The 16,123-nt window shown below is 42.3% G+C and carries 15 protein-coding genes and 1 pseudogene; 3 read left to right on the forward strand and 13 right to left on the reverse strand.

Translation table 11 applies throughout. The features are described from left to right. Positions 1-5: 5 nt before the first annotated feature. The 7 genes from BM271_RS12800 to BM271_RS12830 form a co-directional block, all read right to left on the reverse strand. On the reverse strand, positions 6-1,934 hold the full coding sequence (locus BM271_RS12800; RefSeq protein ID WP_046790459.1) for an FtsX-like permease family protein: 1,929 nt from the start codon (positions 1,932-1,934) through the stop codon (positions 6-8). After that, on the reverse strand, positions 1,924-2,682 hold the full coding sequence (locus tag BM271_RS12805; RefSeq protein ID WP_046790460.1) for an ABC transporter ATP-binding protein: 759 nt from the start codon (positions 2,680-2,682) through the stop codon (positions 1,924-1,926). Before BM271_RS12805 ends, BM271_RS12800 begins: the two co-directional genes overlap by 11 nt. 104 nt (positions 2,683-2,786) lie before the next feature. After that, positions 2,787-3,653 carry a sensor histidine kinase gene (locus tag BM271_RS12810; RefSeq protein WP_234960601.1) on the reverse strand — a complete coding sequence of 289 codons (867 nt, stop codon included), beginning with the start codon at positions 3,651-3,653 and terminating at the stop codon, positions 2,787-2,789. Positions 3,654-3,784: 131 nt separating this feature from the next. Further along, positions 3,785-4,462, reverse strand: a complete 678-nt coding sequence (locus BM271_RS12815; protein WP_046790462.1) for a response regulator transcription factor — start codon at positions 4,460-4,462, stop codon at positions 3,785-3,787. 114 nt (positions 4,463-4,576) lie between these two features. Further along, positions 4,577-5,773, reverse strand: a complete 1,197-nt coding sequence (locus BM271_RS12820) for a DUF418 domain-containing protein (RefSeq protein ID WP_046790463.1) — start codon at positions 5,771-5,773, stop codon at positions 4,577-4,579. Between the two features lie 73 nt (positions 5,774-5,846). Continuing rightward, positions 5,847-6,140 (reverse strand): hypothetical protein, encoded by a 294-nt coding sequence (locus tag BM271_RS12825; RefSeq protein ID WP_234960603.1) that lies wholly within the window; start codon positions 6,138-6,140, stop codon positions 5,847-5,849. Positions 6,141-6,184: 44 nt separating this feature from the next. Beyond that, positions 6,185-7,327, reverse strand: a complete 1,143-nt coding sequence (locus BM271_RS12830) for an MFS transporter (protein WP_046790465.1) — start codon at positions 7,325-7,327, stop codon at positions 6,185-6,187. A gap of 101 nt (positions 7,328-7,428) precedes the next feature. On the opposite strand from BM271_RS12830, the gene BM271_RS12835 reads away from it, so the two are divergent. Further along, positions 7,429-7,914 carry a lipoprotein gene (locus BM271_RS12835; RefSeq protein WP_046790466.1) on the forward strand — a complete coding sequence of 162 codons (486 nt, stop codon included), beginning with the start codon at positions 7,429-7,431 and terminating at the stop codon, positions 7,912-7,914. A gap of 152 nt (positions 7,915-8,066) precedes the next feature. On the opposite strand, the gene BM271_RS12840 is transcribed toward BM271_RS12835, so the two are convergent. Both BM271_RS12840 and BM271_RS12845 read right to left on the reverse strand, forming a co-directional pair. Continuing rightward, entirely contained in the window at positions 8,067-9,539 is a 1,473-nt protein-coding gene (locus tag BM271_RS12840) for a purine-cytosine permease family protein (protein WP_046790467.1), read from the reverse strand. A 229-nt stretch (positions 9,540-9,768) separates the two neighbouring features. Beyond that, positions 9,769-10,710 (reverse strand): dipeptidase, encoded by a 942-nt coding sequence (locus BM271_RS12845; protein WP_046790468.1) that lies wholly within the window; start codon positions 10,708-10,710, stop codon positions 9,769-9,771. A gap of 205 nt (positions 10,711-10,915) precedes the next feature. On the opposite strand from BM271_RS12845, the gene BM271_RS12850 reads away from it, so the two are divergent. Further along, on the forward strand, positions 10,916-12,244 hold the full coding sequence (locus BM271_RS12850; protein ID WP_046790469.1) for a YjiH family protein: 1,329 nt from the start codon (positions 10,916-10,918) through the stop codon (positions 12,242-12,244). A gap of 124 nt (positions 12,245-12,368) precedes the next feature. Continuing rightward, the gene (locus tag BM271_RS12855; RefSeq protein WP_046790470.1) at positions 12,369-13,133 is read left to right on the forward strand and encodes an NRDE family protein; all 765 of its coding nucleotides are present in this window, start codon (positions 12,369-12,371) and stop codon (positions 13,131-13,133) included. Positions 13,134-13,363: 230 nt separating this feature from the next. Here BM271_RS12855 and paaX read toward each other — a convergent pair whose 3' ends face one another. The 4 genes and pseudogenes from paaX to BM271_RS12870 all read right to left on the reverse strand — a co-directional run bounded on the left by paaX (position 13,364) and on the right by BM271_RS12870 (position 15,876). Beyond that, positions 13,364-14,257 carry a phenylacetic acid degradation operon negative regulatory protein PaaX gene (paaX, locus tag BM271_RS12860; RefSeq protein ID WP_046790471.1) on the reverse strand — a complete coding sequence of 298 codons (894 nt, stop codon included), beginning with the start codon at positions 14,255-14,257 and terminating at the stop codon, positions 13,364-13,366. A gap of 18 nt (positions 14,258-14,275) precedes the next feature. Then, positions 14,276-14,494: a Clp protease/crotonase-like domain-containing protein gene (locus BM271_RS12865; protein ID WP_046790472.1), complete on the reverse strand. Its 219-nt coding sequence runs from the start codon at positions 14,492-14,494 to the stop codon at positions 14,276-14,278. Beyond that, a pseudogene (gene paaA, locus BM271_RS14335) lies at positions 14,485-14,639 on the reverse strand (1,2-phenylacetyl-CoA epoxidase subunit PaaA); the annotation flags it as partial. The pseudogene paaA and the gene BM271_RS12865, both read right to left, overlap by 10 nt. A gap of 235 nt (positions 14,640-14,874) precedes the next feature. Continuing rightward, positions 14,875-15,876, reverse strand: coding sequence for an NAD(P)/FAD-dependent oxidoreductase (locus BM271_RS12870; protein WP_046790473.1), 1,002 nt, complete (start codon positions 15,874-15,876; stop codon positions 14,875-14,877). Between the last annotated feature and the right edge of the window lie 247 nt (positions 15,877-16,123).

A 16,123-nucleotide genomic window follows, 5' to 3' on the forward strand; every position in this document is an offset into this window, starting at 1 on the left:
TTTATTTACATACTCTGTTTGACCACTTTTTTGTAGTACATGAGTGATAATAAGGCAAATACCGAATAGAACACGACATAGGCACCCATCACCGTAAGCATAGGTGTCCACATCGCAGTACCGAACAGGAACCATCCTGCGTTGACTGCAAAGTATGTGTGCAGCAGACCGATTAGTAATGGAACTCCAAATGTGATTGCCATTTTAATGGAGAGCCCCTTCATAATTTCTCTTTCTGAAAAACCAAGTTTCCTTAAAACCTGATAACTCCCCTTCTCATCTTCACTTTCTCCAATCTGTTTGAAGTAAAGAATGCAGCCGGAGGTGAGGAGAAATGCAAACCCGACAAATCCGATGATGAACATCATCATGCCTGTGCCTTGCATCTGCGCTGTATACTGGCTGATTTTTGACTCAAAAGGAGGATTATCTTCATCATCCATCAATTCGTATATTTCCATACTGTCCTCTCCGACAATGTCCAATGCATACATTTCCTGAGGCGCTCCTTTCTCTTCGTCATAATTATAGTGGGACTTCAATTTGTCATATACTTTTTCATCGACTACAGCAACAGGTGAACCATATGTCACAAAGGATGATAAGACCGCTTCTTCCCCAACTTCTATGAGTTCAAGCGTATATTCATATTCATCATTGACAAGCGTTAAAGGCTGACTGATTTCAAAATCTATGAATGTCTCCATGAAGTAAGGAACGCCAGTCAGAACCATTTCATTTTCGCCGACATCGAATGTATCGAGCTCAGCATCACTCACAATATTGAGATGCACAGATGAAGCGCCTGCCTGCTCTGCCATATCCTGATCGACTGATATTGCACCGGCATCTTTTGCATCATACTCAATCGTCGGTATCGTGACACTGTCATATTCGATTCCATTTTCACTCAATAATTGTTCATAGAACTCCAGCCCTTCCTCTTCATAAAAGACATAATCATTTGGCATTACGGACTCAATCGCCTTATCTATCGAATAGTAACTGATATATGACAGTGACATCAGTCCCATGCTGAGTGCACTGACGATACTGATCAAAGTCAGAAGGAATGCATTCGATTTCATCTTGAACATGATGCTTGTCAGCGACAGTACATCGTTTACATTGACATGTCCTCTTTTTGATTTCCTGACCATATTGAAAAGGAACGCGACAGAAAATTTGAATGTGAGATATGTCCCGATAATCGTAAGGCCGAGTATCCCAAACAGTAAAGGCACCAATAAAAGTGAATGATCGAAAATTTTCACCGACAGCCAATATCCTAAAATGATCATGGCAAGTCCAATGATGCCGAAAGCGACGGTGCCCGCCCCCAGCTTTTTATTTGCCGATTCACTCGATCGGTTCAAATTGAGCATATTAATCAGTCTTGTCCGCTTGAGGAAAACGAAGTTCTGAATCATCAGCAGGGCGAATATGACGATATACAGCACTGCAGTCTGGACGACGGCTTCCATCGAGAAACTCAAACCGACCGGTAATTCAATCTGCATCACTTTGAGTAAAATCATCAGCAGTAATCTTGAAACCAGGAAGCCGAATCCAATTCCGAGGAATAAACTTCCAAAGTATATTATCGCGTTTTCCAGCAGCAGAATCCTGAATACTTTATTCCTGCTTAATCCGATCAGCTGGAACAATGCCAACTCTTTGTTTCTTCTCTTTAAAAATATAGAGTTTGCGAACATGACAAATGTGACAATGATGAAGACCAACAGTACGGAACCTACTAAAAATCCTGTGGACATCAACGTACCGGATGAAAGCTCTTCCTGTGCACTTTCGTCTTTTGACATCAGAACGAATGAAAAGTATAGAGCGACACTGAATATCAATGCAAAAATATACAGCGTATAATTTTTGATGTTTTTAAAAAAGTTTTTGAAAATGATGGTATTAAGACTCAACGCCGACACCACCCAGCACACTTTGAGTATTCATAATCTCTTTATAGAAATCCTCCTGGGAGTGCTCTCCTCTGCGCAGTGTAGAATATACCAGACCGTCTTTTAAGAAGATCACTCTGCCTGAATAGCTCGCCGCTGTGGCGTCATGCGTGACCATCATGATTGTAGATCGGCTTTTTTCATTTAACGTCTGCAGTTTCCGGAGCAGCGTACTTGCTGCCTTAGAATCCAGTGCACCGGTCGGCTCGTCTGCAAATATGATTTTTGGTTGATGGATGAACGCCCTTGCGGCACTAGTACGCTGCTGCTGGCCGCCTGAAATTTCATTTGGATATTTACTTTCCAGGTCATAGATGCCAAGCTCCCCTGCCACAAGTTCAAATTGCTTTTCAACATCGGACTTTTTCATATTCCTGATGGAAAGCGGCAGCAAGATATTCTCTTTGACAGTCAGTGTGTCGAGCAGGTTATATTCCTGGAATATAAATCCGAGATCATTCTTTCTGAAGTCCGCCATCCTTTTATCTTTCAGATTTGTAATATCCTGGCCTTCTATAAATATGTGCCCGCTTGTCACTCTGTCAATCGAACTGAGAACATTCAGCAAAGTCGTTTTGCCGGAGCCTGACGCTCCCATTATCGAAACAAACTCACCTTTTTCTATATTTAAATCTATGCCTTTTAGAACCTCTGTCCTGTTCAATCTGTTTCCATATGATTTTTTAATATCTCTCGCTTCAAGAATCATCACAATGCCTCCGTCGTTTTTTGTTTATATGTATATCGTACACTCCGGCTTGAAAGAATGCGTTTGATTCTTATTACATAATACAAAACCATGTGACGTTTTCGTCACATGGTCTCCACTTTCTGTAAGGCGTTCTTATCCGGGAAAGTCAGTTTTGTTGTTGTCCCCCTGCCATATTCTGATTCGATACGCATTTGAATATGCATTGCTTCTGCCGCTTCATGAGCAAGATACAGCCCCATTCCTGTAGACTGGGCATCTCCATGGTCACTGGTGGAAGTGAATCCTGCTTCAAATATGCGGGGCAGATCTTCCTTCCGGATCCCCCGGCCCTCATCGGAAATTTCAAGCGTAATCCAGCCTTCTATCAAATCACTCGTAATGGCTATATCAGCCTCTTCCGTATACTTCACACTGTTGCTTATAACCTGTTCCAGCACAAAAGTACACCATTTCAAATCCGTCTGTACTTCTGCAGCATGCAGTGTAACATCAAAACCGATGCCTTTTTGCATGCAGATAATCCGGAATTTGCGGATAATGCTGTTTACAATCTGTTCCAAATCGACTGTTTCGATGTACAGATCATTGCTTATATTTGTGAGCCTTTTACTGTACAGCATTTCATTCAGCATAGCGTCCATCCTCTGCCATTCTTCCTCTATCTTCAGCTTTTGATCACCGTCCAAACCATCTATCATCAGCTTCATCGTTGTCATCGGCATTTTCATATCGTGGATCCAGCGGGTCATCTCATCGAGATTTTCACGCGTTTTTCTGGATTCTTGTTCAATCTGTAAATTATGCGCCTGATGCATCATATCCAGATGGGCATCCAGCGTTTTTTGATATGGGGTCTCCGGAAGCGGTAAAGTATCCACTTCCTCAATATTCTCCAGATTCATGAACTCCAGTCTGTACTGTCTGCCTTTAAAGAAATCCCAAATCAAGAAAATGATGAGTATTACCATATTAAATACCACTATATACAAAACTGGTACATTGGGAATTTCCGTATCCAGGAGCCCCAACAGCAAAATGGTTATATTGAAAAGACAAAAAAGCAATATCCATGGCAGTGTCTGTTTGAAATAAATGAAAATCACTCCTTGATCATGTAGCCTAATCCTGTCTTTGTGATAATGGCGTCTACCAAGCCGATTTCCTCGAACTTTTTCCGGATTCTGTTTACATTAACGGTCAGAGTATTGTCACTGATAAACTTGGAATCATCCCAGAGCTGTTCAATCAACGACTCTCTTTCCACCACCTGCCCTGTATTTTTGATTAAGATAGATAATATAAAGTTCTCGTTTTTAGTCAGATTGATGCTTTCTTCGTTCCTCGTAACTGTCATTTTTCTAAAATCAAATACAGCATCCCGGAATTTGACGACGTCTATATTCTGGTTCTGGTATTGGTATGTCCGCCTTAACAACGCCTGGATCTTCGCTACAAGCACATCGAAATTAAATGGTTTTTGAATATAGTCATCGCTGCCCATCTGCATGCTCATTACCATATCCGTAGGATGATCCCTTGAAGAGAGAAAGATAATCGGCAGGCTGGAAATATTCCTGATACGCTGACACCAGTAAAATCCGTCATATTTTGGCAGAGTAATATCTATAATTACAAGATCCGGTCCAACTGTAATAAAATCATTGAGTACATTCGAAAAATCAGTGACACCGAAAACAGTATAATCCCAATCTTCCAGCCTCATTTTTAATTCACTGAACAATGTTTCATCGTCTTCAATAATAAGTATTTTTGACATGTCTTCACACCCCGTAATCACTATTAAAAATTAAACATCCAGTTTCCATTATAAAGGAAACTGGATGTTTTGTATGTTTAACTGATGAAATCCGGTTGGAGACGGCTGTATCATTTATCTTTTAATCGGCATGGTTTTACCGTAAGTGACCGTTCTCCAGACCCATTCAAGCGGACCGAACTTAAACACTTTCATCCACAAGTGACTGTATATTATCTGTATGATGAAAACCGTCAATACTATGGGAATAAACCATACAGCATCAATCTGATTAAATAAATTCAATCCATAAAAGAAAGATGTCATAATCACACTCTGCATAATATAGTTTGTCAGTGCCATCTGCCCCACCGGCTGCAACAACTTCGTCAGTCCTTTGACTTTCCGCGCTATCAGTACAAACAGTGCAACGTAGCCGAGCGACATCAGCGGACCACCCAAAGTGTAGGCAAGCATTGTTAAAATCGACCAGACAGGCTCCTGCATCATATAGGTCAATCCATAACCGACGAATATTTTAACCGGTGTCCCTATTCCGAGACCGACCACAGCAGTCCAAATCAGCAATTTCGTTTTGGAACCAAGATTTTCAAATAATTTTTTCTGTCCTGCATACAGCCCGATTAAAAACATGGCAAGCACTAAAGGGATCATTACAATGTTACTGGACATCATGATGCCGAGTACAGACATATTCAAATCGATGACATCCATATATCCTGCATTAGTAAGGGATTCAATCATATCAAATCCGGGGTCAACAGGTTGTGCCTCATTCGTTCCCATTACGCCTGCTGCATACAGCAGAAGGGACATAACAGCTATAAATATTGTCCCGAGGGTAAAGATGGATATGCTTATGGCCAGATTGACGGCAGGTTTAATTCTATAGAAGATCAGTAATATGATGCCTGTTACTGCATAGACCGTTAATATGTCCCCATACCAGATGAATATTGCATGGAATATCCCGAATGCAAGCAGCATCATCATTCTTCTTATAAACAATGCTGAAGTGGAACCCGGCTTTTTATCCGCCCGGGAAAGAAATATGTAAAATCCTAATCCGAAAAGAAATGAAAACATCGTATAAAAGTTTGAAGTTACAAACGTATTGATAAAGAATATTACCCCGGAATTCATCCCCCCGGTATAGATATCACTTGGACCGCCTGAGAACTGGTCCTGAAGTGTGGGCCCTGCAAAAGACATGATATTCATCATGAGAATGCCCAGCAACGCGAAGCCTCTCACTGCATCGATTTCATGGACTCTTTCGGACAGATCGATGGGTGAATAATTTTGTGACATTTTACGCCTCCTAGAATGGCTTCATTACATAGTTATGATACAACACTGCACTTGTCAAAAAATGAAAAAGGGCTCAAAACCATTGAGCCCTTTCTAAAAGTGATTTGAAGTCGAACAGTTCAATCGGATTCCCTGTCGCATAGGAGTATATATAATAGATGATCAGACCCACGATCGGAAGGAATATCACTACGAATAAAAACACTTTCATGAATCTTGTGAATACGCTGTAGAGCAATCTGAGAACAATGATTGCTGCGGCTGTTACGGCTACCGTCTTAATGTTGTAATCCAGTGCGGCGATATCAAAAAAATTGATGCCGTAAATTACGAAAAATGAGAGTGCTATGGTAAGAATTAGTCTCATGAACAAAATGGATCACCCAGTCGTTGTTATTAATACTTCATCTACTATACTATTTCTTCATGCTCACGTACAAATGATACGGACAGGAGGCCGAGTCCGACAATGAATACACTCAGCCATGGCGCATAGCTGATATCAAAATTACTGATATAGACCCCACCGATGACTGCACCGATCCCGATTCCCAGATTAAGCCCTGACATGTTCCAGCTGAATACCATTGCTGCAGAGCCCTGTACATTTTCGACCAGCCCGCTCTGGACAGAGGGGCTCGTACTCCATTGGAATACACTCCAGAAAAACAGGTTGGTATAGAACAACGCCGGTGAGCCGTAAAGTAGCGGCAGTATTGCCATGGATATCATGAAGAGGATCAGCATGTAGATGATCGTCCTTTTACTCCCGATCCTGTCGACCAGCAGGCCGCCGATATAAGTACCGGTCATCCCGCCGGCCCCTGCAATCAGGAGCGCAATCGAAACACTTTTCAGTGTAAAACCGTTCGATGTCATAAGCGGGGAAATATATCCAATGACGATATAGTTGCCGATCAGCACCGCCATCGTCACACCGATATACAAAAACACATTCCTTCTATCCAGAATTTTATCAGGCAGGGGTTCACCGAGATCCTCCCCCTTTTTATCCGGCACAAGTGACAGGATGCCAATCCCAACCAGAATCGCGATTACAATGACAAGCCAGAAGATGATACGCCATCCGAACTGCTGACCGATCAGAGTACCTATCGGAATACCGAATACATTGGCCGCACTGAATCCCATGTATACAAGTGCAATCATTTTTCCTCTGATTTCAGGTCTGGACAGAAGCACCGTCATATCCATAATTTTCACGATGAATACTGCTGCAGCGACCGCTGTAACGATCCGACCCAACGAAAGCATGAGGAATGTGCTGGACAATCCGAAAATGACATTACCGATTACAAATAAAATCAGCGATGCGATTATGACGGGTTTCGGCCTTATTTTTTCGGTTGCCTTGACCAGCAGCGGTCCGAAAACAGCAAAACTGACAGCATATACTGTAATCAGCTGGCCGGTCATCGCATGCGATATTCCAAGGTCATCACTCATCAATTCAAGAATCCCCGATATAATGAGCTCCATCATGCCAAGCAGGAACACACCTACTGTAAACGTGATAAGTAATTTTTTATTCATCATGATCTCCATTCTAAAATATTATTATAATATCAGGTAAAACCTGACGTCTTCCATCCCCAAACTTAATAATCATGATAAAATGGATTTGAGGTGGCCAAATGAAAAAAATATTTCCTATACTTCTTATAGTCTTCTTTGTTACGGGTTGTCAGGCTGCGGACAATGAGGAACTGGATGAACTATACAGTGCGTTCGAACGGAACCAGAGTGAGATCGAAGCTGATTTCCAAAACTATTATGAAGAAATCGAATCGTCGGATAACCGTGAAACGCAATTGAAAATCATTTATGAAGAAATGATTCCGGCAATAGAAGATTTTAAAACGACAATACAGAACTATGACGTTACCGCTGAAGATCATAAAGCACTTAAAGAAGACATGCTCGCATATATCAGCTCACTGCACGAATTGACCGGTCAGATTGGTGAATTCAACCGGACGTTCATAGCCGGAAATCCTTTTGATGAAGGATTCACGGAAGACGCGGACAAAGTGCTTGAAGCGGTCAGAAAAAAGGAAGAGCAAGTACAGCAAGCCTATGAAAAAGTGCTTGACGAATACGAAAATCTAACTGCAGAATAAAAGAAGCTCAGGGCGCTAAGCGCCCTGAGCTTCTTCTTTCGGCAATCTATTTAAATTATCATGTGTAAAATCATAAGTCCGTGTTTACTTTTATCATGATACATCATCATAAGCCACAAGTCCAGACATTTTATAACAGTCAGGAATATGGATTATTTTTTCATGCTTTCTGCATTTGCAGGTACCGGACGTTTGGTGCCGACCGGGTTTCCGCCTTTTACTTTACGCTCAAATAATATATCTTTCGGATCGATGTCATCGACTTCATTTTTAAGATAATACCTGCCTTTTGTCAATACTGCCAGCATAACGGTCAATATCGCTGCAAGTGCCGACGCAAAGAATGCAGCGGTACTTGCAAGAAACGGCCCCATGTAACCGAGAGCCGCCACTGTTCCCAATCCACTTGCTATAATCAGTGAAACCACACCTACCGGGTTCCATTTATACAAGTTTTTCTGACGGGCTTCATAAAAAGCAGGTCCAATTTTCAGTATCATCTTAACTACAACTGCATCTGTTATCAGAACAGCCCCCCATGCAAGCAGGAAGACGCCCTGGAATGTCAGTGCCGTATCCAGATGATCGACAATGCCGCCGAGCATGAGAACCATTGCTGTGATTCCCGCAACAACAATCCAAAATCTGCGGCCGGGAGTAAAGCGGCATACGTTTTCAAAGAAATTGGAAAGTGACAGCGAGCTGCTGTAAATGTTTGTTACATTGATACGGACTTGCGTGAGCATTGTAAATAATGCACCGCCGATTCCGAGCAGCTGAACGATGTAGACACCCGGGTTCGGTTCCGCGAGACGGACACCAAACCATATTCCAAGTCCACCCATTACCCCGTAACAGAAAATCTGCGGAATGAATCCGATTGCAACCGAGCCAAATTTGATGTGGCCGGGTTTAAGGAAACGTGCATAGTCACTGGCGAGCAGTGCAGTAAGTCCCATGATTCCATGCTGCATACCGATGCACAGAAGCAGTGCTGTGCCCCCTATCTGTACGCCTTCAGGCATATACGTCCAGAATGGACCTTCATAGAGTGACGGTGTGAAGAATGCCACTGCAATAGCAGCAATAAGGAATGCAAAAAATATCGGCAGAGACCATTTCTGCAGTTTATCCAATTGTTTTATACCAAACCAGTTCAATGGGATTACAAGTGAGCCAAAGACGACAATGAGCAGCCATATCGGGATTGCAGGGAAAAATTCATGCACCGCATAAACTAAGATCATGCCTTCGAAGGCACAGTACATGATGAAATTGGAGGCGTAAATAAGTGATGTCAGGGAAGCACCTATGTATCCGAACCCGCCCCCGCGTGACATTAAGTTGACATTCATCCCGGATCTCGCGGACAAATAAGATATGATGGTACCCATGATTCCTGCCACAATAATGGCATAACCAGCGGAGATTAGTGCGTTGATTGCACCAAATTGAAGTGCCATGACACTTCCAAGCTGAAAATAAAAAATCGCAGTTGCGATTCCGAAAGTTATGTTGGTTATACTGAACCAACCCATTTTACGTTCCTCGTAAGGAACCTTGTCTAATGAATAATCATCTTCATGATCTTCGCTCTCACGATCTGTTATATTCACAGATCCCATAAATATCCACTCCGTTCTTTTGAAATTTTATATTTAAGCGACTTTTACACTGTACACTAATAAACCAATTAAATCAAGTATCACACCGATTATCCAAAGGCTTAATGTGAAACAATACACATAATTTTATAATATTTACCCTATTAAAACTGAAATAAAAAAAATAATTTAATAGAAATTATGTTTCTAAAAAAGAGACACCTTCGTCAGGAAAGTGTCTTATCAGTGTTCAGCAGTATATATTGATGAAATTTTCATGGGTGATTTTCGCAGTAAATTCATTGCCGTATTTTTTTGTCAGGATTTTTGCCAGAGTACTGAAACTCCCGGCATCTTCCAATCCTTCTATATATGAAGCAATACCGTCAAAATCTGAACCAATGCCGATATTTTCACTGCCGCCGAGTTCGATTATCCGGTCGATATGCAAAAACAGGTCTTCGATGGCAACCTCCCCATCTTTCACAAAAGGCGGATTGAATACAATATTGATCATACCGCCTTTTTCAATGATCTGCCTGATCTGTTCATCGTAAAGATTTCTCGGATGATCAAAAATCTCCCTGGCATTCGAATGGGACGCAAGTACCCTGTCCGCTCTGTTTATAATATCTTTGAATCCGGATGTATTCAGATGGCTGACATCAATCAGCACGTCATGCGCATTACAGCAGTCAATGACATCAAATCCAAAATCAGTAAGGCCGGTCATCCGGCTCTCCCCTACACCATCTGCAACCAGATTTGCATTGTTCCAGACCAGTCCGAGTGACAGTACTCCGAGACGGATCAGCATTCGGAGTTTCATCAGATCATTTCCAAAGGCATCAGATCCCTCCAATGTAAGGACCGCACCGATTTCATCAGATTTCAATTCCCGTATTTCGCTGAAATTTTTAATATGGACGAAGTTATCCTGGATGATCACTTCATTATAGAAACAGTCCACCTGCTCCAATGCGTGCTGCCATTTTTCATCATCAGGCAGGTTCGGCGGTATGAATATCGCAAAAAACTGTACTTTGACATTTCCCTTCCTGAGCCGTTCGGCGTTGGTGTCCAGCTCGCCCGAATTTTTAAAATCCAGCAGTCTTTTTTGTGAACGGTAGGCATTCCTGAAGTCTCCCTGCAACTTCAGCAGTGCATCGCAGTGGGTATCAATAATATGCATATTAACCTCTCCTTTGCCGCTATAATTATATCTGATGAAGACAGAATATTCAAACGCGTTAATCTTTATACATTTTGTTATTAATGATTGCATTAATATACTAATCCGTATAAACTTATCAATGGGTATGAAAACGTTTTCTAGTATTATATGTATTTACTTGTCGGGGTCTATATGTATAATTATAACAAAGGGAGGAAGTTTTATGCGTAATAATGCAACTTTATTAAAATTCATAGTACCTTCATTACTCGGTATTCTAATGTTCTTATTTCCACTTAACATTGATGGAGAAACTACTATTCCTGTAGCTTTTCTGGCTAATATACTTAATGAAACACTCGGCATGGACACAGTTGTCCTGACCGTCGTAGTCATAATCAACATTTCCGCGCTGCTCACCCTGGTGTTCAGCTGGATATACAAACCGGATAATGTATTCTTGTCAAACCTGTTCACAGTAAATCCTGTGTGGGTTGTTCTAAGGCTTGTCGGTGCCGTGTTTTCAATAATGGCACTTATGGCAATCGGCCCCGAGGCCATCAACTCGGATGTGACCGGAGGCATGTTGCTTAATGATCTGCTTCCTACATTATTTGCAGTATTCCTTTTCGCGGGAATACTGCTGCCTCTGCTGCTCAATTACGGTCTTCTTGAATTCGTCGGTTCCATATTCGCCAAAGTGATGCGTCCACTGTTTACATTGCCGGGACGTTCAACAGTGGATAATCTTGCCTCATGGGTCGGGGATGGCACTGTCGGTGTTCTTCTGACAAGCAAGCAGTATGAGGAAGGGTTCTACTCCGAACGTGAAGCGGCTGTCATTGCCACAACGTTCTCAGTGGTCTCAATCACATTCACGATTGTAATCCTGGATCTCATCGGGCTCATGAACTACTTCGGTGCTTTTTACCTGACAATACTTATCGCCGGTCTTGCAGCAGCATTCATCATGCCAAGAATTCCACCGCTCTCACTGATCAAAGACAATTACTATACCGACGGGCAGGATGTGGACGAAACAATCCCGGAAGGCTACAATCCTTTTTCCTGGGGATACAAAAAGGCGATGGACAGAGCAGAAAAAGCTGACGGTTTTACCGATTACGTAAAAGATGGGCTGAAGACTGTCGGAGATATGTGGTTTGCTGTACTTCCAATCGTCATGGCAATAGGTACTCTGGGGACAATGCTTGCGGAATATACGCCGATCTTTACATGGCTCGGCGCGCCTTTTGTCCCTGTACTTGAACTCATGGGAATTCCTGAAGCCGTGGCAGCATCCGAATCTCTGTTCATCGGATTCACGGACATGTTCCTGCCAGCCATTCTGATTGAAGGTGTATCTGCGGATATTACAAGATTCATCATTGGTGCATTAAGCATTACACAGCTTATCTATCTCTCGGAAGTCGGCGGTGTCATACTCGGCTCCAAAGTGCCTGTCGGCCTTGGAAAACTGTTCATCATCTTCCTGCTCAGAACAGTAATCACACTGCCGATCATTACAATCATCGCACATATCATTTTTTAGAAAACTCCTAAGATCCCGATCTGAAATCGGGATTTTTTTAATCAATACTTCTTTGATCCAATTATTTCAACCCCGCCGAAAAAGCATATATAATGGAACTAATAATTGATAAGGGGATATTTTTATGTGCCTGATTAACTTTCAGTTGAATGATCACGAAAAATATAAGCTGATTTTAGCTGCCAACAGAGATGAAGAGTATCATCGTCCGACGGCACCCGCAAACTTCTGGGAGGATAATAGGAATATCCTTGCCGGCAGAGATTTAAGGGGCACAGGCACATGGCTCGGCATTACTGAAGATGGCCGCATTGCAGCCCTTACTAACATACGCAACAGTGATGAGCTGTTGAAGACAAATATGAAAACGCGGGGTTTATTAGTCAGTGGATTTTTACAAAAAGAACATGATCCTTCAGAGTATCTTGAGGGTCTGCGATTCGAAGCTTCCGATTATTCCGGTTTCAACCTGATTGTCGGCAGCAGTGACGCACTTTATTATATGAACAATTATGAGAAAGAAGTTGTCGAAATCGGGGAGGGTGTCCACGGCCTGAGCAATCATCATCTGGACACCGCCTGGCCAAAAGTCATTAAAGGGAGGAAGAAACTCGAAGAAATCACTTCACAGAAAGATTTTAGTGCGGAAGAATTGTTTGAACTGCTTAAAGATACCGACACTGCCCCTCCGCAAAACCTCCCGGATACGGGACTTTCCAAAGACCTTGAAACAATGCTGTCACCCTTATTCATCGAAACTGAAAACTATGGAACACGCTGTTCCACCGTAATCCTTATTGATAAATACAATAATGTCGAATTTATCGAGCGCACGTATGACCGCGGCAGGATGACGACTGAAGAACGGTATACATTCACCATCAGGTAAAGCAAAGCACCTCCGCAATGGTGCTGACCCCCAGAAGTTAGAGTCGTAAATCTAACTTCTGGGGGTTTCTTTATAGTTAAATATAGTGATGCATTTAAACTGGGGTTGGTGACTGAGTGCTTGCACGGAGATCTGGAGTATAAACGATTGGCAACACAGTACGATATCCCAGACCCGAGGATACTAAAGCCCTGGGCAGGACCGGAATCACAGGGGCATCAAGTCCGAGTTCATTCTTTATATTCACTTCTTCCATTCAGATAGGAATCAAGCGGTACATCAATACGCATCTCTTTTGCATCATATGCATTATCCGCTTTGAACACTTCTTCGAAGAATCTTATGGCTCCTTCGCCGAGAAGCTGGTAATAATCCGTGAAAAGCTGATTGGCATGATGGCCGAGCCATTTCTCAGGCAGAAGTTCATCCGGGAAACCCGGATCTATGAATAAAAACTTCTTATATTCATGTGTCAGCATCACCCTCTTGACAAAACATTCACTGGGGGACAGCCTGTCTTCAGCAATCAACTGTTTATCCAGCACATAATCCCTGCTGTATTTCTCAAAGAACCGGTCATATTTATTGTTGATCTCGTCAATATTCCAACACCTTCGAATAAGGTCCGCTTCCCCTCCTCCTGTATATTTCGAGGAGAAAATATCAATCCTTCCCTGCAGATCATATTTTATGACGAGCCGGTCCATGATTCCATGGAGCGGATTCGGTGTCACATAAACATTGGCGGAAAGTTGGCCGAAACCGTGCCATTCAAGCTCCCTCATGAATGCTTGCTTATGTTTTGTATCGTCGAATCTGTTTTGCAGCACCACCATGAGCCAATGCCCGTCCCATTTTTCTTTTCTCATATTAAAAATCCTTTTGGCAGCAGTATTCAGACGGTTTTCACCGGCTTCGGTAAGCGAATAGAAGCTTTTCTTTCCCTCCTTATTGCTCGAGAGCCATCCTTGTTTTGTCATACGGGAAAGACACATTCTTACCGACTGAGGATTATGGGTGAATTCCTCCAGTATCCGGATCAGGCTGCCCACCCATATTCTATTGTTGTAATGGCGTATGTAATCGTCGTATATAGTAAAAATCAATGATTGAGTTTTTGCCATGGTTCAACCTCTTATCTTTCATTCATCTCTGAATTCCGGTTTCCTCTTCTTTTTAAAGCCATTCAACGCTTCCAACCCGTCATATTTTATCAGTGTTTTCAGATAATGGAGTTGTTCCATTCTGAGCCCATCTGCGTCATTATAGTCGAGACTGTCATTAATTGCCGTTTTTGCCGTATGGAGCGAGACTTGAGGCTGTAGTGACAATCTCTCAATCAGATCAGCAGCATTATCCAAACCTTCCGTTTTGGATCCCGCGCTTTAGGTATCCACTCCTTTTCGGGCAGCGCCCCATTATTTCGATGATTCCGTGCATTGAAATCAGCTTTGTGAACACTGTCCTGCAAGCTTCGGACATCCAGCCGTCCATTTCAATCCGCTCCTGAAAGCTTAGTGTTCCTGCGCTTAAATCAGTTTGATAACCGCTTTCATTTAAATGCGTCTTCCCCTGTGAGCGTCATGCTTCCGTCTTCAATCAGTCCAGTGCGGCGCCTTGAATACCATCGATATACACAAATCCTATGCCTTCAACTCCACAGACAGATATGGCCGGCGCACACACCCTATAATCCGTATTTCCTGCGGATCTACTGATAAATCATCATATAAAGTCTGTCCTATGTTTCGTCGATTAGAGACGTCGAGTGCATCGGCTGATGCTTTGATGCCGGGTTGATGTAGACTTTGGCGCTGGAAACGGCGATTGGTGCTTCTCCGAATCCGGTCGCAATAAGTTTCACTTTACCGTCATAGCCGTTAATATCCCCTACGGCATAGACACCTTCGATATTCGTCTCCATTTTGGAATTGACCATCACATCATTCTTCTCAATATCCAGTCCCCACTCTTTCATAGGGCCCAGAGTCGAGGAAAATCCATAATTGCAGATGAATTCATCTGCATCGACTTCAATTTCCATGTCCTCTTTCGAATGTTGCAAAGTAATCGAATTGATCTTTTCAGATGCTTCGAATGAAACAGGCTTGAACGGTGTGAGCAGGTTCACTGAAGAATCATTCAGCTCCTCCACACTTGATTCATGTGCGCGGAAACGGTCACGTCTATGGACCAGGGTCACTGATTTTGATATTGATTCCAACATCAGACTCCAGTCTACAGCCGAATCGCCGCCTCCGAATACGACGACATCTTTATTCCTGAAATATTCAGGGTCTTTTACGTAGTAATGGATATTGATACCTTCAAACTCGTCGATATTTGGCAGTTTCATCCGTTTGGGTTCAAACGAGCCATTTCCCCCAGCAAGTATAATTGTTTTTGTATGAAACACTCTATCGTTCTCAGCTTCAATGATAAATGTATCATCTGAGGTTCTGGTGATATTTATAATATTTGTTTCAAGTGAAACGTCCACTTCAAAACGATTCATCTGTTCTTCCAGATTTTTAACGATATCCTTCGCTTTTGCTTTAGGAAAACCGGGTATATCGTATATATACTTCTCGGGGTAAAGCGTCGTCAATTGTCCGCCCAGTTCAGGAAGACTGTCCACCAGATGTACTTTCATGGATCTTAAGCCGGCGTAAAATGCTGTAAACATACCGACAGGACCTGCACCGATGACTGTTGTATCATAAACTTCCATCTCCCGTTTCATCATTTCGCCCCCTCTTTTTATAACAAATTCTTATTAAAATCAACATAAAATGTTATAGATAAATGGTAAAAAAGTTTAGAATGAAAGTCAAGGAATTGCATTTCAAAGCTTGAAATGTTAGCCATATGACATTTATCATTCTTTTTTAATATTCCTGTTACCAATCACAGTGGATTCACTTGAATCTTAAAAATGTGGTAAAAAAAGAAATGTCCGCCCCGCTATGCAATCACTATTTGAATGTAGA

Source organism: Salinicoccus halodurans (genome assembly GCF_900114445.1).
Taxonomy (GTDB): Bacteria; Bacillota; Bacilli; order Staphylococcales; family Salinicoccaceae; genus Salinicoccus; species Salinicoccus halodurans.